The organism is Rhodococcus sp. NPDC080181 (assembly GCF_040702225.1).
Classification (GTDB): Bacteria; Actinomycetota; Actinomycetes; order Mycobacteriales; family Mycobacteriaceae; genus Rhodococcoides; species Rhodococcoides fascians.
On record NZ_JBFBKN010000011.1, the window covers coordinates 119,319 to 143,024 of the forward strand.

At 61.6% G+C, this 23,706-nt stretch carries 14 protein-coding genes; 10 read left to right on the forward strand and 4 right to left on the reverse strand.

All coding sequences use genetic code 11. The features are described from left to right. Positions 1–21: 21 nt before the first annotated feature. Positions 22–756, reverse strand: coding sequence for a FadR/GntR family transcriptional regulator (locus tag AB0O58_RS14860; RefSeq protein ID WP_032364336.1), 735 nt, complete (start codon positions 754–756; stop codon positions 22–24). Positions 757–1,061: 305 nt separating this feature from the next. Between AB0O58_RS14860 and AB0O58_RS14865 the strand changes: the two genes are divergently transcribed. From AB0O58_RS14865 to AB0O58_RS14900, 8 genes are all read left to right on the forward strand, one after another. Further along, on the forward strand, positions 1,062–3,143 hold the full coding sequence (locus AB0O58_RS14865) for a hydantoinase/oxoprolinase family protein (RefSeq protein ID WP_366238342.1): 2,082 nt from the start codon (positions 1,062–1,064) through the stop codon (positions 3,141–3,143). Then, positions 3,140–4,957: a hydantoinase B/oxoprolinase family protein gene (locus AB0O58_RS14870; protein ID WP_037148397.1), complete on the forward strand. Its 1,818-nt coding sequence runs from the start codon at positions 3,140–3,142 to the stop codon at positions 4,955–4,957. The genes AB0O58_RS14865 and AB0O58_RS14870 overlap by 4 nt, the downstream gene beginning before the upstream one ends. Further along, positions 4,903–6,162 carry an amidase gene (locus tag AB0O58_RS14875; RefSeq protein ID WP_366238343.1) on the forward strand — a complete coding sequence of 420 codons (1,260 nt, stop codon included), beginning with the start codon at positions 4,903–4,905 and terminating at the stop codon, positions 6,160–6,162. The genes AB0O58_RS14870 and AB0O58_RS14875 overlap by 55 nt, the downstream gene beginning before the upstream one ends. A gap of 175 nt (positions 6,163–6,337) precedes the next feature. Then, positions 6,338–7,354: an ABC transporter substrate-binding protein gene (locus AB0O58_RS14880; protein ID WP_366238344.1), complete on the forward strand. Its 1,017-nt coding sequence runs from the start codon at positions 6,338–6,340 to the stop codon at positions 7,352–7,354. Between the two features lie 31 nt (positions 7,355–7,385). Next, positions 7,386–8,195, forward strand: coding sequence for an ABC transporter ATP-binding protein (locus tag AB0O58_RS14885; protein ID WP_094714586.1), 810 nt, complete (start codon positions 7,386–7,388; stop codon positions 8,193–8,195). After that, positions 8,192–9,016 carry an ABC transporter permease subunit gene (locus AB0O58_RS14890; RefSeq protein WP_366238345.1) on the forward strand — a complete coding sequence of 275 codons (825 nt, stop codon included), beginning with the start codon at positions 8,192–8,194 and terminating at the stop codon, positions 9,014–9,016. The genes AB0O58_RS14885 and AB0O58_RS14890 overlap by 4 nt, the downstream gene beginning before the upstream one ends. 465 nt (positions 9,017–9,481) lie before the next feature. After that, entirely contained in the window at positions 9,482–9,838 is a 357-nt protein-coding gene (locus AB0O58_RS14895; protein ID WP_366238346.1) for an ABC transporter permease subunit, read from the forward strand. 532 nt (positions 9,839–10,370) lie between these two features. Next, entirely contained in the window at positions 10,371–11,216 is an 846-nt protein-coding gene (locus AB0O58_RS14900; protein WP_366238347.1) for a hypothetical protein, read from the forward strand. Positions 11,217–11,380: 164 nt separating this feature from the next. Here AB0O58_RS14900 and AB0O58_RS14905 read toward each other — a convergent pair whose 3' ends face one another. The 3 genes from AB0O58_RS14905 to AB0O58_RS14915 all read right to left on the reverse strand — a co-directional run bounded on the left by AB0O58_RS14905 (position 11,381) and on the right by AB0O58_RS14915 (position 19,866). Beyond that, the gene (locus tag AB0O58_RS14905) at positions 11,381–11,803 is read right to left on the reverse strand and encodes a hypothetical protein (protein WP_366238348.1); all 423 of its coding nucleotides are present in this window, start codon (positions 11,801–11,803) and stop codon (positions 11,381–11,383) included. A gap of 489 nt (positions 11,804–12,292) precedes the next feature. After that, on the reverse strand, positions 12,293–17,224 hold the full coding sequence (locus tag AB0O58_RS14910; protein ID WP_366238349.1) for a DEAD/DEAH box helicase: 4,932 nt from the start codon (positions 17,222–17,224) through the stop codon (positions 12,293–12,295). Further along, positions 17,221–19,866, reverse strand: coding sequence for a hypothetical protein (locus AB0O58_RS14915; RefSeq protein WP_366238350.1), 2,646 nt, complete (start codon positions 19,864–19,866; stop codon positions 17,221–17,223). Before AB0O58_RS14915 ends, AB0O58_RS14910 begins: the two co-directional genes overlap by 4 nt. Here AB0O58_RS14915 and AB0O58_RS14920 point away from each other — a divergent pair. Further along, a complete protein-coding gene (locus AB0O58_RS14920; protein WP_366238351.1) occupies positions 19,846–20,472 on the forward strand; it encodes a hypothetical protein in 627 nt (208 codons plus the stop codon). The two genes, AB0O58_RS14915 and AB0O58_RS14920, sit on opposite strands and share 21 nt — an antisense overlap. Positions 20,473–20,857: 385 nt before the next feature. Next, the gene (locus AB0O58_RS14925) at positions 20,858–23,704 is read left to right on the forward strand and encodes a helicase-related protein (protein ID WP_366238376.1); all 2,847 of its coding nucleotides are present in this window, start codon (positions 20,858–20,860) and stop codon (positions 23,702–23,704) included. Positions 23,705–23,706: the final 2 nt, after the last annotated feature.

Sequence of the window (23,706 nt, forward strand, 5' to 3'; positions counted from 1 at the left end):
GACTCGGTAAAGAGCAGATGTTTACGGATTACGAAGTCGATCCATCTGTCGGTACGAGTCACCGAGGTGGTCGAGATGCTTACGCATCAGATCCATGGCGGCCATCGAGTCACCGGCCTCCACCACGTCGAGCAGTCCCCGGTGGTCGCTGTCGACGCACTGCCAGAAGCCCTCGGGCGCATGGTCACGACCGAATCGACCGGACAGGACACGGAAGACGGGTGCAGTGATGAGCTCGAGCAGCGGATTGTGGGCCGCGCGCAGCAAGACGAGGTGGAATTCCTGGTTCTTGGCGAACGTCTCGGGTCCCTGCACTTGATTGGGATCGAAGATGGTCGCGTTGAGCTGCTCGAGATGCTCGTCGGTGCGGCGGAACGCGGCAATGCCCGCCGCCGGAACCTCCATCAGGTTGCGCACTTCCATGAGCTGGTCGACGGTGACAGTCTCCGCGGCAGCCATCAGAGCGACACCGGTTTCCAGGTGCTCACTGATGTGTCCAACACTGGGGACGGCGACGAAGCTTCCCCCGGTCACTCCCCTGGTCGTCTCGATCAGGTTCTGGCTGGCCAGGGACCGGAGCGCTTCACGAATAGTGCTACGCCCGACGCCGAATTCGGCGGTGAGCTCGGCTTCGCCGGGTAGCCGCTCTCCCGGCTGCAGCTCACCGGAGAGAATGCGGCTCCGAAGATGGCCGGCGAGAACCGCATACGCGGGGACACTCTTGGCGGTCGCCTTGAGCGGAGCCGATTGGGCCACGTCTTCCCCCTGATGTCGCTCGACTGTTTCTACTGACCGGTCGGCTCGAGCTTAGCGTGACCGATGCCCCGAGATGCGGAGATCGCAACCCTCGATACATCCGCTTTTTAGCAAGAATCCACGCATACCGACGCGAATCTAGGTCGATATCTGGACAAAACCGACGCAATACATCAGAGGTATTGCTTTTCCCGTCGATCATCAGCACTATGACTCATGTCACCTCAGCAGTGACCCCTCGACTTCGTAGGACACGCGGAGCACGCCTTCCCGCTCCCCTCGGGCACCGACAGAACGGACGCAGCATGAAACGCATTGGAGTCGACGTCGGCGGCACGTTCACCGACCTCGTCCTGTGGGACGACGACGGCACGGTCGTCGTGCACAAAACCCCGTCCACTAATCACGACCCCTCCATCGGCACGATGGACGGCATCAAGGTTCTCGCCGAACGTGCCGGCATCGACCCGTCCGAAATCGACATGTTCTTCCACGGCACCACCGTGGCGACCAACATCGTGCTCGAGCACAACGGCTGCGACGTCGGCATGATCACCACCGAGGGGTTCCGCGACCTGCTGCACATCGCGCGCAAGAAGCGTCCTCTCAATTACTCGAACTACCAGGATCTTCCGTGGCAGAAGTGGCAGCTCGTGCCGCGACGCAACCGTCGGGTGGTCCCCGAACGCATCGATGCTGCAGGAAATGTTCTGACCCCGCTCGACGAAGATGCTGTGCGCGAACAGGTTCGACTGTTGCGTGAGCGAGGCGTGCAAGCCATCGCCGTCGCATTCCTGCACGCGTACCGCAACCCCACCCACGAGCAGCGCGTGCGAGCCATCATCGAAGAAGAGTTCCCGGGCGTCTTCATCTCCCTCTCCAGCGAGGTGGCCCCGCAATACCGCGAGTACGAACGCTTTTCGACCGCAGCACTCAACGCGTTCATCGGACCGAAGACCTCGAAGTACATCGAGAACCTGGCCGGTAAGGCGAAGGCAGCGCAGGTCGGCGAGGACGTACACCCCATGACCTCGGCCGGCGGGCTCGTCACCTCCCGCAGCGCCAGCGAAATCCCGGTCTCACTTCTGACCAGCGGGGTGGTCGCCGGCCTGCTCGGCGGCTGCGCCATCGGTAAGGCATCCGGGTTCCCCAGTGTCATCACCCTCGATGTCGGCGGTACCTCCGCGGATGTCGGCGTGGCACCGGACGGTGCCCTGCGGATGAAGCATCTGCTCGACACCCGAATCGGCGACTATCACGCGATGGTGCCCATGGCCGAGGTCGACACCATCGGTGCCGGCGGCGGATCCATCGCCGTGGTCGACGACGGCGGCATGTTCCGCGTCGGACCACGCAGCGCGGGTGCCGTTCCCGGTCCCGCCTGCTACGGACACGGCGGCACCGAACCGACGTCCACCGACGCCATGGTGATGATGGGATGGCTGCGCGAGAAGAGCTTCCTGTCCGGAACAATGGAGGTCAAGCCCGAGCTGGCGCGCGAAGCGATTCAGACTCACATCGCCGACAAGCTCGACACCCCACTCGACGACGCCGCGATGGGCATCTTCAAGATCCTCGCCCATTCCATGACCGAGGCGATCAGCCTGCACTCGGTGCGTAAAGGCTATGACCCGCGAGACTTCTCACTGATCGCCGAGGGTGGAGCCGGTCCGCTGTTCGCGTGGCAGATCGCCGACCAGCTCGGTATTCCGCGGGTCATCGTGCCCGGTCACCCCGGCATCACCTCCGCTGTCGGCCTGCTCACCACCGACATCCGCTACGAGGAGCCGACGACGGTGTGGACGTCGTCCGCCGACCCGAACATCGAACTGCTGCAGGAGCAGGTCGAGCGTCTGTCCGCACTGGCCGTCGCACAGCTCGAGAAGGACGGTGTTGCGGCCGAGAACATTTCGCTCGAGCGCAGCGTCGACTGCCGATACGTCGGCCAGGGCTACGAACTCCGCGTCGCTGCACCGGACGGCGACATCGACGACGTGTGGGTCAAGACCGTCGCCGAGGCATTCCACGACGTGCACGGACGCACCTACTCTCAGCGGTTCGACGACAAGCCCGTGCAGCTGATCAACGTCCGCGTCACCGGCGTGGGTGCGGTTCCCCACGTACAGATCGCCGATATCGCCGTGGGCTCCGCCGACTCCTCGGCCGCGATCAAGACGACCACCCAGGCACTGTTCTGGCAGGACGAGACGTCCGCGCCGCAGTGGGTGGACACCCCGGTCTACGAGCGGTCACTCCTGCTGGCGAACAACGAGATCGACGGTCCTGCGATCGTCGAGCAGTTCGATTCCACCACGATCATCGGCATGAATCAGCACGCCACCGTCGACGCCGTCGGCCACATCATCATCGAGAGGAACCCCGCATGAGCAAGGCGCTGATGCCCACCACCGGAGTGTCACTGGCGGGCGAATCCACTCGAACCTGGAACGACGTCGAGGTCGATCCCATCACGCTGCGCGTCATCGGCGGAGCCCTGCAGTCGATGGCCAAAGAGATGGCTCAGGTGCTCTACCGCATGGCGTACTCGTCGCTCATTCGAGAGTCCGAGGACCTCGGCGCGGGCATCTTCGACATCAACGGACGCGAACTCTGTGAATCGGATTCGACTCCGATGCACTGCGGTTCGATTCCCGCCTACATCAAGGGCGTCAACCGTCGCCTCGCCGGAACGTACAAGCCCGGAGATGTGGTGCTGCACAATCATCCGTACCACGGAGCGGCTCACTCCCCCGACTACGGCGTGATCATTCCGATCTTCTGGCAGGGCGAGCACATCGGCTTCGCCGGGTGTACCGGTCACGTGTCCGACGTCGGCGGCAACTTCCCCGGCCTGTGCATGGACGTCGTCGATGTGTGGGCCGAGGGCAAGCTGATGGACTCGATGAAGATCTACGAGGCCGGGGTCCGCAACGACTACCTGATTCAGCACATCCTCGACAACGTCCGTACGCCCGAGCAGAACCGCGGCGACCTCGAAGCACTGATCGCGTGCTCTCGCATCGGCGAGAAGCGATTCACCGAGCTGCTTGAGAAGTACGGCCTCGACACCGTGATGAGCGCGGGCGAACGCTGGATGGACTACTCCGAGTCCATGCTGCGCAAAAAGATTCGTGAGATTCCCGACGGCAGCTACACCGCGCCCATCGGATACCTCGACGACGACGGTAAGAACCGCGACGAACCGCTCAAGGTGGCTGTGCGGGTGCAGGTCGAGGGCGAGGACATTCTCATCGACCTCACCGGCTCCAACAGCCAGGTGCCCACCGCGTTCAACGTCCCGTTTGAGGGTTCGGTTCTGCCGGTGGCTGTCTCGGCCATTCGTACGATTCTGCTCGACGAGGATCTGACCGAGGAATTCGTTCCCCAGAACGACGGGTGCTTCCGACCCGTCAAGGCCTATGCCCCCGAGGGGACGATCTTCAACCCGGACTTCCCCGCATCGTGCTTCGCGCGGTTCTCGCAGGTGAACCGGGTGTTCGACTCGATCAATCTCGCTCTGGCCCCGGTGCTTCCGGATCACGCGATCGCGGGATCGTCCGCCGCCCTGTGCGCCATCGCCTACTCCGGTATCGCTCCGGACGGCGAATCGTATTGGGTCTACATCGAAATTAACGAGGGCTCCTACGGTGGCCGCAATGGCAAGGACGGCATGGACGCCGTCGACGCCCTGATGGCCAACACTCGCAACAACCCCATCGAGGAGCTCGAGCTCAACCACGCTATGCGCGCGTTGCGGTACGAGCTGCGCGACGAGGCACCCGCGCCAGGGAAGTGGCGCGGCGGTATCGGCAGTGTGCGCAAGTGGTTGATGGAGACCGATACGTTCCTCGGTTCCGAGGCCGACAACCGATCGGATCCTCCGGCCGGAGCTCTGGGTGGACACAACGGTGTGTCCGGCTCGTTCACCAGGAACGCCGGGACTGACCGCGAGGAAGTGTTGTACTCCAAGGTCACTCAAGAGACGATTCGTTCCGGTGAGACGCTGGAGATCAAGCTCCCCTCAGGCGGTGGCTTCGGAAACCCGTTCGAGCGTGATCCGTTCCAGGTGCTCAGCGACGTCTGGGACGAGTACCTCACGGAGGACGATGCTCGACGCGACTACGGTGTGGTCGTGAACACCGATTCGTGGACGGTCGACGAGGACGCGACGGCCGAGCTGCGCGCCCGGAGCGCGGCCTGATCGAGGACGGGACCTTCGGCGGTGTCGTCCGGTGGATCGACGACCGGAACGACACCCCGGGGCCCCTGTCCGGCCTGAGCATCGGAGTCAAGGACAACATCGACGTGGCCGGCGTCGAGACCACCTGCGCGTCGGAGTTCTTCGAGCACAACGTCGCCGACGCTGATGCCGAGGTCGTCACCCGCCTACGTGACGCAGGCGGGTCGGTGGTCGCGAAGCTGAACATGGCCGAGTTCGCCGTTGGTGTCACCTCGCAGAACTCGGCTGCGGGCCCGTCGTACAACCCGTGGAATACCGCTCGGGTGCCCGGCGGATCGAGCGGCGGTTCGGGGATTGCCGTCGCCGCCGGACTGGTCGACGCGTCCCTGGGCACCGACACCGGCGGGTCGGTGCGCCTCCCCGCCGCAGCGTGCGGCATCACCGGTCTCCGCCCGAGCTGGGGCTCGATCAGCAACGACGGCGTGTTCCCGGTGAGCGAGCAATTCGACACCGTCGGCCCGATGGCAAGGTCGGTCGCAGAGGTCAAGGCGCTGTTCGACGTCCTGTCCCCCAGCCCGTCCGAACCATCAGCCGTCACGCGCATCGGTGTCCCGACCGTGTTCCTCACCGCGGACGTGGACTCGGGCGTCGCGCAGACCGTCGCAGCCGCGGTGCGCACGTTCGCCGAACTAGGATACGAGATCGTCCCCATCGAGCTGGGGCATGCCGCCGATGCTCAGGACATCGTCTACACGATCGTCTACAGCGACCTCGCTCGCCGCCATCGGCACCGGCTCGACACCGAGCCTTCTCGCCTCCAGCCCGCGACTTACGAACGAATAGCGCTGGGCCTGAGCATCTCCGAGTCCGACCGTGCCCGTGCACTCACCCGCCGCGATCGGTTCCGTCAGGCCATGACCGCCACGTTCGAGATTGTCGACGCGGTGCTGACCCCGGCCATGCCCGTCGATATTCCCCCGAGGGACGGGGGCGACGACGTTGTCGCGCTCTCGCGCCGGATGGGACAATTCACGTACCCGTGGTCGTTGCACGACGGCCCGACGCTGGCTCTGCCGGTCGGGTTCCACCCGTCCTCGGGCATGCCGGTGGGAGCGCAACTCACCGCTGCGGCGCACCGTGAGGGCGCGTTGTTCGGCGTGGGTGAGCGCTATCAGTCGGTGACCGACTGGCATCGGGCGGCACCACCGCATACATCTGATCTTTAACCCGCGCTGTGCGACCAATTAGCGGGCATTGTCCGTATTTACCTCATCTTGACGCGTAAAACATCTTATGTTTAAGTGGTTAGCAGCTGTTACGTACGTCTCACTACGGGTGGGCCTGCGACAGCCGACACTCCCACTTCGGCATCGTCACGCCGATCAGCAAGCGAGGACGCAGATGCATTTACGCCGAATCACCTCGATCATGACAGCGGTGGCGCTATCCGGCGCACTGGTGGCATGCGGATCGGATCCCGGCCCCGACGCGGACCCCGCCAATCCGGTCACGATCGACGTCACCGTCTCGGCCGCGGCCGAAATCTACAGCATCCCTTGGCTTGTCGCGCAGAAGCAGGGACTGTTCGAGAAGCACGGCGTAATCGTGGAGAACATCGTTCCGGGCAAGGGCGGCAGCGCGACCATGCGCACGCTGCTCGACGGCAACATCCCCATCGGTGAGGTCAGCTATCCGTCGATCGTGCAGGCGGACGCGGCCGGCTCCGAATTGCGCATCGTCGGCGGTGGCACGCAGGGGCCGTACCCGATGAACTTCTACGCGCTCGCCTCCAACACCAATATCAACTCCATCGAGGACGTGCGCCGTTGGGCCTACACCCGGCCCAACTCGGCGTCCGATGCTCTGACGCGTCTGCTTCCCTCCGTTGCAGGCGTCGACCCGAGCCGGATCGAGCGGGTTGCCTCCGGCGGAATCGGTGAGGGCTTCGCACTACTCGAAGCCGGCAACGTCGACATCGCACTCGTTCCCTCTATCGTCGCCGAACAGCGACCAGAGGACTTCAAGCTGATCGTCAGCAGCCCCGACTACATGTCGCGGTTCCTGCAGTCGACGATCACGACCACCAAGGATTACGCCGCAAGCAATCCCGGTGTCGTACGGGCCATCAACGCCGGTTACACCGAGGCGGTCGCGTCCATCAAGGCCGATCCTGTTGCGGCCGCGCAGATCTACGCGGACTACACCGGCTTCGATGTGGAGTCGGCCACCGCAGTGGTCGAACGTGCGTCCTCGGTCGACACCTGGGGTGGCGGCTTCGACACCGCGTCGGTCGAATCCGCCCAGGACGGCGTGGAAGCATCGGGGAGCGATCGAGTACCCAATTTCTGCACCCTGTTCGACCCGGAATTCCTCGCCTCGGGAGTCGAGACCGACGTTCCCGGCGACTGCGATTCCTGACAACAATTACCCACCACCAGAAGGTAGCGACGTGACTCACGCAGCGACTCGACCCCGCCCCGACACCACCTCCGCCATCGCCGTCGCCTCGTCGGTGTCGCGGCACTTCGGTGATGTGACCGCCCTCCACGAGATCGACTTATCCATCGGTAGGGGCGAATTCGTCTCCGTCGTCGGGCCCAGTGGCTGCGGCAAGTCCACTCTGCTCGAGGTCTTCGCCGGACTCCAGGATCACGACGGCGGCACCGTGCAGGTCGACGGGCAACCGCTCACCGGCCCTCGGTCCAAGACTGCGGTCATCTTCCAGGAATCGGCGACGCTGCCTTGGCGGACCGTCCGCGACAACGTCGCGTTCGCTCTCGAAGTCCGGGGTGTCGGCAAGAAAGAGAGACGCGCCCGCGCCGACGAGCTGCTGAACACAGTGGGGCTAGGTAAGTTCGGCGACCACTACCCCACCCAGTTGTCCGGCGGTATGCGTCAGCGTGTGGCGATCGCTCGCTGCCTGTCCATGGAGCCTGACCTCATACTCGCGGATGAGCCGTTCGGTGCTCTCGACGAGCAGACGCGATTGGTCATGTCGTACGAGCTGCTCAAGATCGTCGAAAAGCTCACCTGCGGAGTCCTGTTCATCACCCACAGCATTCAGGAAGCGGTATTGCTGTCCGATCGCGTACTGGTCATGAGCGCGCGGCCCGGCCGGTTCATCGACGAGATGGACATCGACCTGCCCCGTCCGCGCTCCGAGGACGTCCTCGCAAGCCCAGCGGCTACTGCTCTGCACGAACGCATTTGGTCGAGTCTGCGCGACGAGGCCAAGAAGACGATGAGCATCGAACCATGAGTGCGCCGACACGCGACAACAACCGCGCCTCCGTAGTTCCGGGATACATCCGGCCGGCCCCCTCCACTCAACTCGGTCTCCCCGCTTGGGGCTGGACCGTGCTCATCCTCGTCGCGGCTCTTGTGGCCATCGACGTCTCGGCGCGGTTCTTCGCATCACCGCTGGACATCGTGCCGGTAACCGACATGATCTCGACGTCGCTGAGTCTGCTGACCAATCCAGAGTTCCTCGTCGACGAGTTAGGCCGGACGCTCGGCATCATCGTCCTTGCATTCGTTCTCAGCTCAGTACTCGGTGTTGCCGCCGCCTACATTTTGTGGCGGTACGAGCTGTGGGACAGGGCGTTTCAGCCGTACCTCAACGTTTACTACGCCGTCCCGACGTTCGCGCTCTACCCCATCATGGTGGTGCTCTTCGGCGCCGGAGTCGCCCCGATCGCCATCCTGTCCACCATCTTCGCCTTCGGTGTGGTCGCGTTGAACGCACGCACCGGCTTCAACGCGGTGTCGCCGATCGTCACCAAGCTCGGCACCACGCTGCTGTTGACGCGGTGGCAGTACTTCCGATCGGTTCTGCTGCCGTATGCGTTGCCGAGCATCGTGACCGGACTCAAACTGGGGCTCTCGTACGCCGTCATCTCGGTGTTGGCCAGTGAGTTCATCCTGTCGACCCAGGGCCTGGGCCACTTCATCTCCATTGCCTACGACGGGTTCGACATCGCCGACATGTACGCCGGGATCCTCATCGTGGCGCTGATCGCTCTGCTCTCGACCTCGCTGATCTCGCTCGCGCTCAACCGATTCGATTGGAGGCGCCGCTGATGAGCAGCACCTTGGACAGAGTAGCCACCGCCCCGACCGTTCCCCCAAAGGTGACCCCGTCCGCGAGCCGCACGAACGCTCGACGGTTCCTGCCTCCGGTGGTTGTGGCCGTCGTCGCCGTTGTGATCTGGTGGTTCTCGGCCGTTCTGGTCGACAGTCTCATTTTCCCGACGCCCGCCGAGGCCATGCGTTCGCTTGCTGCGGACCTTGGTACCGCCGACTTCCGAGCCAACGTCTATGACTCCCTACGCATCCTGGTACTTGCGTTCTTGGCCAGCACTGTCGTGGGTTCACTGCTGGGCCTGACACTGGGCCTGAGTCCGTTCTGGACCCGAACCATCGCCCCGATCGTGTACTCGATCAACAGCATTCCGAAGATCGTGCTGTACCCGATCTTCCTGTCCGTTCCTCGGAATCGGCGCGCTGAGCCGATTCGGCTTCTCCTTCTACGCCGCCTTCATCCCGATGTTCCTCGTCGCCGTCGAGGCCACGGCATCGGTCCAACGAATCCACCTCAAGATGGCCGCATCACTGCAGGTGAGCTGGCCCAGGCTGATCCGTCAGATCGTCATTCCTGCGGTGCCGCCGGCACTGGCGACGGGTATGCGCATGACCTTCGGATTGGCGTTCCTGGGTCTGCTTCTCGCCGAGATGTTCTCGTCGTCCAGCGGCATCGGATACGAACTTCTGCGCAATGTCAGCCTGGTGCGGATGGAAAACATCATGGGCACGGTTGTACTGATCCTCGTGATGGCATTGCCGCCCACCATCGCCCTGCAGTGGTTGGAAACTCGCATAACCTCGAAGTATGGCGGTCGGTAACCGTAGTAAATCGGCGCACGCGCAGGGCTGCGATCCCATTACTCGAACGCAGTCCCGACGGTCTGTCACTCGTGCCAGATGGGGCGACCGGAGGGGGTACTAGCTACTCGTGCAGAATCTCGGTATGAGTGACTTAGTTCCGGCAGCTCAAAACCCGGATGACACGGTGTTCGTGTCTGAAGATGAATTCGGCACTGTCGTAGCAGGGTCGAAGTCAGCCGTCGCAGAGTTCGTCGCAGAATGGCAGGCCGACTTCTCGATCACGCAGCGCGAAACAACTCTGTCTTCTTCGGCACTAGACAAAGTTCGGTCGGCATGCGCCGGAATCTTGAGATCACCGGACTCCGCGTCTTTCCTACTCCGAAGTGAGTCCTCATCCCGTGCACCCGTCGAGAGCGTGAGCTATCGACGGGTCACGAGGTCATTGGAGACCGGGCGGTTCACCAGCAACACACCGATTCCACCCGAGTTGCTTGCCGGCAGTCCACAAGGCGCTTTGGCAGCCGCCATGGTGATTTCTGCGCTCGAGTCCATGATCGAACCTCTGCAGCAGAGCCTCGATCGAATCGAAGATATGACCGCCGACATCCTCAGGCTTGCCGACGCTGAGCGGACCGGCGATGTGTTCGGGCGCAGACGTGTCCTGCGACGCTTGACCGGCGAGTTGGACAACGGGGCGGTGCTGACGGAGACCGATTGGGACAGTGTTGCCGGACTCGGACCCGACCTCGAGATCGGAGTAGAGCGTCTGCGGCACTACAGCACACGCCTGCTGCTCGACTTGCGGGCCGACGTCGCAGCGGATGATCGCGCGGACCTTCTGGCGAAGGCTGTTCAGAAGGATCGCTTGGGTGAGACCCTTCAACTGCTGCTGATTGCCCAGGAGTCTCTCTTTCTCTGGCAGCGAATCAGGGTAGAACGAGTCGAACTTCGCGAGGCCGACTATCTCCCACAGGTTTTGGAGAGCGCAAAGGCAACTCTGAGAGAGCATCTTGCAGCGGACGTCGCGCTGGTCGCAGATCTACGCAGCACACTCGACACCTACGGAACCTTGCGAGTCTCGGAATTCCACAGGAAGCTATCCGCTCGACGCCTCAAGAAGAACCTCACGCCACTCCGCGCAGACATCGATTCGTTCGTCACAAACCGAGCACTCCAGGTCGCCCAGTGGAACGAACCCAAGAACCCGGGGGTACTGGATGCTCTGCGTGCGTTGAAGGTTGCAGGGGAAAATGCAGTCGATGCAAGCGTTGAAACAGTCGGCAGAGCAGCTGAGTTGGTCCAGCGGAGTACCGAGTCGTGGTCGGAGCGAAGGGCACAGAAGTCTCATCAAGAGGGTTCGGCCGATGACAACGCCACAGACATCGAAAAACAGTAACCTCACCCATGCGGCGGGAGCCGTGAACCAAGTCGTTCGATGACGAGACAGCGGAACCCTCAGCAAATCGCAAATCCCAGGTCATCCCGCTGGAACCTTCGCGTGCACCGGTCTACGGATTCACGCAGCAGGCTCAACTGAGTGTGTTTCACTTCTGCCGACGGCTAGAACGAAGTAGCTCGCCGCAATAGAGGCTGAGATTTCCAAGCGGGACAGGCAGAGCCCGTATGCGGTTGCGAAAGACGACATTTGGTAAGAAATGACAACTCCCGATCAGCACTCACCGTCCTTGAAACAGATGGCGCGGACACCATTCCTTGATGCCAAACGGTCCAAGTCTTCCTGTCAATCCAGCCGAGGCTGACGATCTCCATCTCGTCTTCACAAAGTTTCGCATATCTTCGGCGGTGCATGTCGAGCTCGGCTTTATCGTCATGTAACTCTGCTCTCGAAATCGAATCGTCGATTTCCCAGAATCGCTCGATGTACTGTTGAGCAAGAGCGAATTTACGCTGCCTGACCTGTATGAAAAGCGCTGCAACTGCAGCTACGACGCCAAAGAACGTACCAATATCCACCAAGTTCATCGCAATGTCACCCTCTCAGGAACACCCGTCGCGGGTCCTCCGTGAAGCGTCTCTTTCTTGGACTCGTCTGCCCCCCACTTACCTACCGCGCAGCATCGACCAACGCTAGACGCAGTCGGCTGTCGCGGGTCGTAAAATGGGCAAGAGACCGGAACCCGACACCAAAACGACACGACAATGGAGAGGCAGCCCGTGGCCCGTATCAGATCTCTTGAGCCCGGAAAACAGCGGATTCAACCTCACACGACGGAGGTTGACTGCCACTTCGCTGTCGTCGATGAGAGTGACGGTGCCAGGCTTCTCCATCTGACAACATTCGGATCCGACAATAGAAAGTCCGCTCCGAAGAGCAGTCAGTCGATCCAACTAGACCTCGAGATGGCGAAGAAACTAATCGACGTCATCAACCAAGTTTTTCCTGAAACAAGAACGTAGCGAACCCGAAAGGCCAATCGTCCGTTCCGCGACAACCAGATACGGGACCCCGAGTCAGACTGTACTCAGCAGCGGAACCAACTCGTCGGCGCTGGTGTTCTCGACGCCGATGACGGTATAACCTTCGGCCGTCAAGCCGCTGTCGCGATCGTCGTCACCGCCTTCGACCAGAACAATCTTCGACTGTTTCCACAACGCCTCGACTGGCCAATAGTGCTGTCCCAGATCGACACCCAGATCCGGTCTCTGGACCCCACGCATCGACAGCTCCAGCAGCAGCTCGATCACCGACTGCGAGGTATATGCGAGCGTCTCTCCCCAGGGGCCATCGACCACCGCCGGCGTTGCCTCCACCTCGAGTTCGGCGAAGATCGAGAGCGCACCCTTTCGCGACAACTGCTCGTGGTACCGCTCGTTACGGAACGACCTCAAGCATCCGTAGCACGAGGTCTCCTCACCGCAGTCGCATCGGGTGACACGATCGACCGCGAACTGAATGACCTTCTCCAGATTCTCTGCAATCTTCTTCGTCGCGCCGGCACCTGCTGGAACCGTGTCGAACAAAACGAAGCTCCTGCGACCGTCCGGAGTCCACGACAGAGTGCCGTCTATGTCGTCGCGGCTGATCTCGAGCGCTTCGGACGCACCCTCTAGGAGCGCGTAGAGCACGGACAACCAACGCCCAACTGAGTTTTTATCGTACGCGATCGAACCGAACGAAAACTCCGCAATATCGGTCTCGTAACGGTGGGCCAAAGAGACGATTCGGGTTGAACCCTCGCAGGGCCTGTCCGTGACTGGGTGCTTGTGGGCAGTCCTGCTGGTCTGCCTGTCGACCGGAGCTGCCCAGCCGCACCAGCCGCAGAGTTGGAACCCGACACCGCCACCATCAGAAATCACAACCATCCGAGCACGTGTGCCTGCCCGAGCCAGCACCTCGACACCCCCGGTGGAATGCCACGGGAACGGATCACTGATGTCGCCGAGGTTCTCGACGTAGCTGCTACCTCCCCAGCGACGTTGCGGTGGTTCCGATTTCACATCCTCAACTCTGCGATCGGCAACAAATCCGAACTCGGGAACTACGAACCGACGAATTTTTCCGAATTGCTGCTGGCAGCTCGGGCATACTTCGTCGACGTCGAGTTCCGTACCGCATTGAAATTGTTGGCATGCAACACAGGTGCGGTACTTGAGCTCGACGAGTTCACGCTTGGGAAGCTTCCGCAGACCACGCGAAGTCCACAATTTGCCGCCCGCAACTACTTGGTTGCCCGGTGCATAGTCATAGATCGCCTGGCTGAGATCTCGTGAGAGCTCGAGCGATGCACCTACGTCACCCTCACAGTGGGTAGTGCGCAATTCGACCGTATCGACTGGAAATCCGTACTTCGGGAGGACGTTCTTGTTTGCGAGATAACCGAGGAGCTGGCGACTCTCGATCGTCTTGAGCGTGCGTTGAAGGCGAGCGCCAAGTCCGAGGTTGTTTGATGCCTTCGCTTGCTCGATCAGTTCCTCGTACGTGTCGACGTCATTACGCATCTCCAGCTCGGCAATAGCGAGAAGTTCACACAAACGCTCGACCCAGGTGCCGTCGTCGATCCCGACAGCTGTCGCGATCGAAGGTGGCATAACCTCCGCTATCGCGGCCTCTACACGGTGCGGGACTGGAGTCAAAAATGTCCGCACCTGCGCTCCGGGGGAATCCTGACCGTCGCTACTCGGAGAGAAGAACTCACCCGCATATTTCCAAGTCAGATCTTCGTTCTCATACCGGTGACGGAAGTACGCTGCGAGGGCGATCGAATGTGCGTGCCGTCTCGCAATTCGTTCGTTCTCGATCGGAATCCACGGGATGCGCATCTCGCCGGCAATCATGGACTCCGGATTCTGATATTTCGACAGGTCATGTGAGCTGCGCTTGGCGTATGTCAGAACCAAGGCTGCGGAGTCGGCACGACGACCGGCACGACCTGCACGTTGCACGTAGTTCGCGGTTTTCGGTGGCATGTTTCGCAAAACCACAGCTTGAAGGTCGCCGACGTCGACGCCGAGTTCGAATGTCGTCGAGCACGACAAGACGTTGACCTTGCCGTCGATGAAGTCCTTCTGGATAGATGCGGCCTTCTTGGACTCCCACTGGGCTGTGTGCTCCATCGCGGACAGCGGTGCCGGCCGCAGTGACCGGTAGATGTTCCGATAATGGTTCGTGTCACTGTCCGCTGTCGGCACAGCAAATGGCCGCACAGTGCCATCGCATCCGCCGAAGGGGCAGACGCCACGAATGTCGTTGATGGTAAGACGTCGGCACGCCGAGCACTGGTACCACTCGCATTCGGCTCCAGATACGATACGGAGCTTCTCGTGATCTACCTGGTAGACATCTCCAGCAGTCTTGTGCGGCACGAGGCGGATGTAGCCATGGTCGGACAAGAATCTCCAGCAGCCTTCGAGTAACTTCTCGGCGGACATTGACGAGTCGATTGCGGAGAGAACTTTACGCGCGAGCAGTATTCGGTTGTTTGTAGTACCGGGCCGCCCGGCGGGCAACCAACTGATGATGCGTTTGGTTGCATCCGAGTTCATAGACCGAATGTAGATCTGAGTGTTGCGAGGCTCGAAGATCTCCTGCTTGATGTCAACGTCGTCTAAGAGGCTCATCGCGCCCTGCAAGCGAACTGCTCTGAGAAGTTCGTTGAGGAATCCCCACGCCTCTTCAGGGCTCATTCCGAGCTTCTCGAATGCGGGAGGCAACTCCGTGCGGCGAGAGCGGAACATCCGCACACCCATCAGCCCGAGGCCCTCGAGCGATTGACGTGTGTCCAGAGCCATCAACTCAGCCATCACCCATGGATTGACGGTGCGTTTGACAGTGCGACGGGTGGCAGTTTCGTCGAAGTGGTAGGCCTCGCGCGCCTTCTTGGACGCGTAGTCAGCAAGGTCATCGGCCGATAGCTCGTCGTCTCGGTACTTGGGATCAGTGAGCACCATAGTCAAGTAGCGGCGCTCGAGCATTCGACCATACGTCTTGCCCAAATATGGTGCCGCGAACGCGGCCGCCTGCCGAGAATCGGAGAACATCAACAGCTTTCGGCCTTCTCCGACCTCCTCGACTGTCTTGTCGGTCGCCGCGGGGATGTGCTGGTACAGCGCGGTAGTGATCACAGCGGGGGCCGCATTCGTGTCTGTGCGCAGCCGTCGGATCACCTGGCGGGATCGAGCACCGCACTCAGTGCATTTGCTCATCACTGCCGAGGTTTTCGTGTGCTCGCGCACACCGAGGGAAGGTCCGCCCGGGCATTTCGGATCGGTGCACGCACCTGCACCGAGTACGCCGCACCCAGCGCACAGACGGCGCACGCTCGTCTCCGTGACTTCGGAGCCCTGCTCAGAAAGAGTAGCTTCGTCTTCGTCGATCAGTCCGTCGCCTGTCGTATCCGTCAGTACAAGCCATCGGACGCGGTCTTCGCGTTTGACCGGCCGGAAGTACTCGCGCCCTTTGACGGTTTCACGGTCTCCCGCCAAATGAACGGCACCACAACGCTGGCAGGTTCCGAACTCGAAAACCGCTCGCCCTGAGATCGGATCGACCTCGTGACGGCCCAGGATCACGGTTGGCCCTCCGTCGGTGAATACCACGTACGCACCCTCGGTCGCCCGTACAAACATGTGGTACCGAGCAGACAGCACCGGATTGCCAGCACGGTCCCGTACGCGCGACCCCAGCGCGACTAGCGCCTCCACTTTCGGGCCAGCCGCGGGATCATTTGGCCATAGCTCTTTTTGAAGATCGACCACGGCGACCGGTCCGCGGGCAAGCGCCGACTGAAGGTCGGCAGTGTGCTGTTCCGTGTGCAGTGCGGCGGCGGGGTCACCTGTCGCATCGTGTGCGGAGACGGCTTCCAGCGGAGCATCGGGATCCGCGAGCTTCAGAAGTACGTGGTCTTCAATGGTCCAGTCGGGGACCTGCCGACCCTTGAGGCGGGTCGGAGTTACAAGATCCTGGAGGGCAGGCTCGTCGTCGACAAAATCGAATGGGACGTCAAAAAGATTATGCGCAAACGCTGTTGCTTCTATCCCCTGGGTTTCGGGGGTACGACCTGTAAGAGAAGCCGAGGTTGCAATGCACTGCAGAGGCCGTGCTCGCCCGACTCGCTCACGCAATCGTCGTAGCAGCAGCGCAACCTCGGCACCCTGTGCACCGTCATACACGTGAGCCTCGTCGAGAGCAATGAACTTCCAGGTACCCGAGTGCTCGCCGTCGAACAATTCGAGGTCTGCCGGTCTTAGCAGGAGGTACTCGAGCATGGCGTAGTTGGTGAGCAGGATGTGCGGGGGCGCAACGCGCATCTGATCACGGCTGAGCATTTCATTGGGTAGTGGCGATTGCCCGGGATTCGATGACCTGAAGCCGGACTCCGCATCGCGAGTGCTTTGCAGTGTCTCACCGGTATAACGCCCGAACGTGATGTCGGACATGTTGGCGAGCAGTCCCCGAAGGCGTTTGAGCTGGTCGTTGGCGAGCGCGTTCATCGGGTACAACAGCAGGGCGCGAACACCCGGACCGAGGGTGCCGTTAGCTCGTTCTTGCAGTAGCGAGTTCAGTATTGGCAGCAGGAAACTCTCGGTCTTGCCCGATCCAGTGCCGGTGCTGACAACGAGGTTCCGACCGGCGACCACTTTGCGGATCGCAGTCTCCTGATGCTGATAGAGCGGACGGTCCATGGGGAGGGCATCACTCGCCAGCTGCGGGAAGTCTCGATGGAGGGTGCCATCTGCGACGAGATCAGCTAGGGACGCACCGGGGGCGTACGGAGGCGTCAACTCCAGGAGAGGACCTTTCGTCAGCAGCGTCGACTCATCGATTGCTGTGTCGAACGCGGCTGCGAGTGCCGGATCTCGCGGTGCAAGAAGCGTTTTGAGATACCTCTTGTACCCCGCTTCGATTCCGGCACCGGCGGCGAGTGGGTCGAGTCGATCTGTCATGCGGCCTCTCCGATCAGGTCTCCATACGCAAGATGCGCAGCGAGCGCCTCCGCGACCAGCAGGTCACCGGCGACCATCGCCGGGAAGTATTCGGCCATCACAGCCCACGCATTCCGCATCTCGGCGTTCATCGGCGAATACTCGAACTCGCCCAGCGCTTCCAAGCGCGCGACGGCAGCCAGGGCTAGTGATTGCACCGATAGCAGCATCCACGGGTGAGCAGAAGTGTCAACGCCGTGCAGAACCTCGTTGCGCGCGGCGACAAGGTCGTACAGAGCCGGCGATGCGTTCTTGAGGATTCGTAGCAAGCGGCTTACGTGACCAGGCAGCTCGCGGCATGCGACTTCGAGAGTCCAATCAGCACGTCGATGAAACGCGTCGACCGTGGCGCTGGTGCGGGTGTCGATGTCGAGCAGAGCACCGGGCACCAACCGGAAGTACTCGAATAGCTCCTCGACCTGTTCCTGCGTCATTCCATGCACGGTGAGGACATTTGGGTCGAAGACCCCTGATCTCGGGTCGCTCATCTTCCCGGTGCGAAGCAATTCCAACAGCTCTTGGCCACCCTGCGTTTCGAGGTACGCCAAAGTCTCTGCCTTCTCCCCCGCCACCGCACGTCCACGATCGCGCAATGATGGCAGATCTGAAATTTCGATCATGCATCCCACCCACGCGTGCGGGTGTAGTTCGTTGAGGGTGTTGCTCGACGAGAACGGCCGATCGACGAGTTGCGTGCGAATGAGCAGCGCCATCATCTCGTTCTGGGGAATGGTGTTGCTGCCCAGGGCCTCCAACGCCTCCCGAGGATGACGACCGAGGATGCGAAGCAAGCCGCTTCGCATTCGTTCCGATCTGGGGTCGGAAGCGTCCCAGGGCAGAATTGCAAGCGCTGCCCACGCGCCGTACGTTGCCCTCCGCATCAACGGCGGTTCGCCCGACCCCGACAGAAACTGGGCCAACCCGTCGAGACCGGGATCGGCATCCTGTACCCAGCCTGACTGCGTCACTCGGAGTGCGTCACGGTCTGGCCGGGTCGGTCGAGTCACGACAGCGAACGGGTCATCGGCGAAGACGGTCACAAGGAGGTCCCCAGAGTTTTGAAGTTCTTCTGGAAGGACGGCCCTGTCGCCGTTGATGGTGAGCCTCGTAACCGGCCGCCACGGCGCCGTACCTGCCCACACCCACACGCCAGGGTCCTCGATGTCTACGAGCTCGTCGAAGATCAACGCTGAGCCGTCGAGCCGTACCCCCTCACACAGGCGGGTGGGGCGCACATCGGCGATGGTGATTTCGTGGCGAGTCCCGGTTTCATCGTCTACCAACGCAACCAGGCTGCAAACTCCCACTCGACGAGCCGTGTCTACGAATCGTCTCGTGGAGACCTGAAAAACGTTGCTCGAGGGGCTATCCGGTGCTTCTTGCTGCACTGGTTGCTTGCGATGGTCGAGCAGCGCAATGGTGGCGCGCACTGCGCCGGGAACTCGGACTGCGACAGTCGCGTGTTCCTCGAGGTCTCGTGAATTTATTGCACGCGGCGATGTACGCCATTGTGTGGGTGTTCCCACGGTGTCAATACGTGTTTCGGCATAGGGAGGCCGCACGACTAGCTTCTGGGCACGTTCACCCGAGCGCACACGAATTTCGCGCTCCCGATCGGAGATAGCGAAGGCCAGCGTGCTGGTATCGACGGAGAGCCCATGCTCCGACGTCACCTCGCTCACGCTGCCGGCGAGACCACCAGTAACTGGAAGTCGGAACGGGCCACCGTGATCGACACCGATGCCTTCAGCCAACAGCACCGTAAACTGCTGGTTCGATCCGTGACCGTTGCCTACTTCGATTTCGTACAGGCCGAGCAGTCCCGGTTCGATATCGTCGAAAGGGTCGAGTGTCGTTTCCTCGGTACCGGATTCCCAATCAACGTCGACAAGCCACTGTCTGTCCCCAGATCGCCGAGCGCGGACCTGCCACACCACTGGCTCGGAGCCGACATACGGCGGAAGGTCCACGGAGGGTCGATCGGCGTACACACGAAGCCCGTTCGGGGTGAACAACCCGGGCAGCGGATTGGGATAAACAATACTCGGCGAACCCAGCGAACGAACGCCTCGCACTGGACCGTCCGGACGGCCGCTGCGGCGCAACAGAATCGCGTCATGCCCCGTCAGATCGACAGTTTCGACAAGCCAGCCCGACCATCCGGATGGCACCCGACGGTCGTCTGCCGTGCGAACTGGCGCATCCGAAACAGCATCGACAATGTGCGCGTCTTTCGGGTACATCGCGAGAACCAGGCCGCGGGGCAGGGTCGCAGAACGCCGTAGCAATCTGCCGTCAACGGTGAAGAGCAGCAGCGGGTCAGCCGCGTCGAAGACGGGAACATTGTGGTTGGTGCCGGAGGCCGCGTGGACCAGCAGTACCTCACGGGCAGGAGCAACGATGGCCGCGGGGGTCGGAGGGTGCTCCCCGTCTTCGACGCCCCATCCGCTCTCCGCGTACACGTCGCGGGTACTACCGCCAATGGTGAGTTTCCACGGCGTGTCCGCGTCTTTGTCGGGGTACGGGACGCCGACGAGGACCTCGTCATCCTGCACCGAGTAGCTGACGAGCGGGACACGCCGATGACGAATCTCGCTAGGCACGGTAGACCCGTCCTCGTCCGTAAGAAACGGACGTTCGCGCAAGTGCTCGATCAGTCCGCTGAGGAGGAGGCTCGGCAACCCGGTCGTCGAGGTATCGAGCTCGAGGTCATTCCAGGAGTCAGGGTGCTCGAGGGTGTAAACAAGAAACTCCATGATCCGGTCAAGTACGTCGACCGCGATTTCACCGCCATAGGTGAGGAAATTGCGGACCGGTACATCGAGGCGGTTCAGGCGATAAGCCATGCCCGGTGCGGTCATCCACTCGAGCAGCGCCGCGCCGGTTGCATCACGGCCCTGCCGAATGTGTCCCTCGATGGTCTCGACGAGATCTCCGAGGCAGTGCACCGGGATTCCGGCGTGCATCGCCATCGTCATGACGTAGTTGCGGCCTCGAAATTCTGGGAAGTCGCGAAGTCCAAATTTTTCCAAAAGGGAAGCGAGCGCCTTCCGGAGTGCGTTCTCAAAATCTTGGTCACGTTCAAGGCCAAGTTCGTCCCAGAAGCTCTCCCAGTAGCGACCCTGGTCGTACGCCAGACCCGCATGTCCAACGAGCGTGGCGAGCGTGAGACCCGGGTATCGCTTGATGAGCCTGGAGGAGTCATTTAGCCGAACGTCGTGAACGGCAATGCGGCCGAACAACTCTTGGCATCTTCGCAGCTCGTCCTCGTCGAGATCGAACTCGAAGAACAGATCTACCTTGTCGAGGCCTCGGCGGATTCGGGACTCCTCGTCATCCGCCTGTTCCTTCAGGAACGATCCCACGTCAGTCCTCTCTGTGTCCGAATCCTGACTGTGCCACAGGCCTCGGACACTATGGTGAGGGTTGCTTCCCGCAGTCATCCACTTGAATGAACACAGGTGCAAAGACAGGACCTATGTCACATATCGCTCTGAACGAACGATAACGTTTCAAAGCACACGCAATTACTCGGAGGGCCGCACGATTTCTGCACCGATCGCCGAACTGAACGTCGCCCCTGGATCGATCGTGGTGGTACGCGACGAGGAGTGGCTGGTCACCTCAGCAGAGCAGGGTTCGGACGGCTGGTTGGTCAAAGCCCGCGGCCTGACCGAGCTGGTGAAGGACACCACCGCGTCGTTCTATTCGACTCTCGACCGAATCGAAGTGCAGGATCCACGGGACGCCGAGGTGGTCGCTGACGGGTCGCCGGGCTACCGCGATTCGAGGCTGTGGCTGGAGTCGCTGTTACGGAAGACGCCCTTCCCGTACGGCGACCAGACGTTGACAGTGTCGACGCAGATGCTGGCCGACTCGCTCGGGTATCAGCGCGCTGCGGTGGCGAAGGCCCTCGATCCGAAGCACATTCGGCCTCGCATTCTGATTGCAGACGCCGTGGGCCTCGGCAAGACTCTCGAGATCGGCATGATTCTGTCCGAGCTCGTTCGACGAGGCCGCGGCGAGCGCATCCTGATCGTCACACCGAAACACGTTCTCGAACAGATGCAACATGAACTATGGTGCCGATTTGCGTTGCCCTTCGTTCGTCTGGATTCGGCCGGTATTCAGAAGGTTCGACAGAAACTGCCCGCTACTCGTAACCCGTTCACCTACTTCAAGCGATCGATTATCTCGATCGACACCTTGAAGAGCCCCCGTTACAAAGCCCACCTGCAGCGGCAGCATTGGGACGCTGTGGTGATTGACGAGTCCCACAACCTGACGAACGTCGGTACACAGAACAACGAGCTGGCCCGCGTTCTGGCCCCGAATACCGAGGCGCTGATCCTTGCCTCCGCGACGCCGCACAACGGCAAAGAAGAATCATTCGCGGAGCTGCTCCGCTTGCTCGATCCCACAGCGGTCGCCCCGAACGGCAGCTTCACCAAGGACGATGTCGCGTCACTACTGATACGCCGTCATCGACACCATCCCGAGGTAGCGGCCGAGGTCGGCAGCGACTGGGCTGAGCGTGCAGAACCGATCCACAGGCTCGTCACACCATCCGCAGCGGAAGATGCTGTTGCTCAAGAGCTCTCGCAGGTGTGGTTGCATCCCGCCGACGGCGGCTCTCCGTACTCGGGTCAAACAAAAGCGCTGTTCCCGTGGACGCTGGCGAAAGCGTTCCTCTCCTCCCCCGCGGCGCTCGGGGAGTCCATCAAACAGCGACGCGCCAAGCTCGATGGCGGCGTTCCGGCGCAAGCTCGCGAATTGGCTGCGCTGAATACTTTGTATGAGCTGAACGTGCAGGCGCTGAACGAATCGGCCGGCAAGCAGGCCGCGCTGGTGGAACGCTTGAAAGAGATTGGTGTAGCGGCGAAGTCATCGACGCGCGCTGTGGTGTTCGCCGAACGTGTTGCAACTTTGCGCTGGCTGAAAGAGCACTTGCCAAAAGCGCTGGGCCTCAAATCCGAGAACGTCGCAATGCTGCATGGCGGGTTGTCCGACGTGGAACAACAAGAGATTGTGAACAGCTTCAAGCTGCAGACCTCCCCGATCCGGGTCCTGGTGACCGGTGACGTTGCGTCCGAGGGCGTGAACCTTCACGCGCAGTGCCATCACCTGATTCACTTCGACATACCGTGGTCGCTGATTCGAATCGAGCAACGCAACGGCCGAATCGACCGCTACGGACAAAAGCACCCTCCGGTGATCTCGTCGCTCATCCTCGAACCGTCGGACCCCGATTTCTCCGGCGACCTCAGGGTGCTGTCGCGTCTTCTCGAGCGAGAAAACCTGGCGCACGGCACCCTCGGTGACGTCGCGTCACTAATGGGCAAGCATTCAGTGACCGAAGAGGAGAATGCCATTCGCGACGTCCTGATCGGAAAGTCAACCCTCGACGATCAGATTCGCGACGTCGATGACCTGGCCGCCGGTGACGACCTCGACGCATTCTTCGCACAGTTCGACTTGGACGAGACCACGAAGAGCGCGCCGGAAGCCGCACTGCCCCAGGCCCCTCGGCAAATCCTCTACGCCGACGACCTCACCTTTCTCGACGAAGCCCTCAAGGCTGCCTTCCACGACGTTCCACATGCCGGCCTCGACGCCGGTGGAGTCGGCTGGAAAGTGCACACGAATCACGCAGTCGCGGAATTGACGCCGCCCCGTGACCTGCGCCAGCGCCTTGGTCAATTGCCGCAAAACTACCTTCAGTACGGCAAAGTCCTGGAACGCCTGACTCTTGCGACATCGCTCGAAGTGGGCAACGCTCAGCTTGTGGCCGCGAGGGAAGGCAAGGGCGTGGCCGGGACGACGTGGCCCGAGGCGCACTATCTAGGTCCACTGCATCCGGTTCTGGACTGGGCGAGCGACCGCGCGTTGAGTGCTTTGGGCCGCAACCAGATCTTCGTGGTCCGCGGCGACGTCGATTCCCCCACCGTGTTGCTGATGGGCACCTTGATGAACCGGCGTGGCCAACTGATTTCGCGCGTGTTCTCGACAGCAGAGTTCCCGAACCCGAACAACCCGTCGTTCTGCGCGGTTAAGACTCGAGCCAACCTGGACTTCCTCACGTCCGAGACAGGCCTGAAGCCAGGATCGGCGAATCCCGGGCCGGTATGCGATGCCGCGCGGTACCGCGAGCTTGTTCCCATCGCCGTGGACGAGGCGAGCGCAGCCATGCAGATGGTTCTGAACGCGCATGAGACTTCGGCATCCGAACGCTTGGCTCAGTGGAGCAAGCGCGCTAATCGATGGCATAGAGGAGCCGAACAGCTCGAATTGTTCGGCGGGCAACGGAAAACGGTGGATACGCTCGCGCGTCGGATCGCCGAAGAGCAGCGTCTTGCCGAAACTCTTGCCCCTACCCAGCAACTCGTCCGTCCGCTGTTGCTCATCGTCCCCGCTGTTCAGAACTCCGGAGAGGAGCACTAGGT

Excerpts from the sequence above, each read along its gene's own strand:
- AB0O58_RS14865 (WP_366238342.1), top strand. The coding sequence starts at position 1,062 with ATGAAACGCATTGGAGTCGACGTCGGCGGCACGTTCACCGACCTCGTC.
- AB0O58_RS14870 (WP_037148397.1), top strand. The coding sequence starts at position 3,140 with ATGAGCAAGGCGCTGATGCCCACCACCGGAGTGTCACTGGCGGGCGAA.
- AB0O58_RS14880 (WP_366238344.1), top strand. The coding sequence starts at position 6,338 with ATGCATTTACGCCGAATCACCTCGATCATGACAGCGGTGGCGCTATCC.
- AB0O58_RS14890 (WP_366238345.1), top strand. The coding sequence starts at position 8,192 with ATGAGTGCGCCGACACGCGACAACAACCGCGCCTCCGTAGTTCCGGGA.
- AB0O58_RS14895 (WP_366238346.1), top strand. The coding sequence starts at position 9,482 with ATGTTCCTCGTCGCCGTCGAGGCCACGGCATCGGTCCAACGAATCCAC.
- AB0O58_RS14900 (WP_366238347.1), top strand. The coding sequence starts at position 10,371 with ATGATCGAACCTCTGCAGCAGAGCCTCGATCGAATCGAAGATATGACC.
- AB0O58_RS14905 (WP_366238348.1), bottom strand. The coding sequence starts at position 11,803 with ATGAACTTGGTGGATATTGGTACGTTCTTTGGCGTCGTAGCTGCAGTT.
- AB0O58_RS14910 (WP_366238349.1), bottom strand. The coding sequence starts at position 17,224 with ATGACAGATCGACTCGACCCACTCGCCGCCGGTGCCGGAATCGAAGCG.
- AB0O58_RS14920 (WP_366238351.1), top strand. The coding sequence starts at position 19,846 with ATGACGAATCTCGCTAGGCACGGTAGACCCGTCCTCGTCCGTAAGAAA.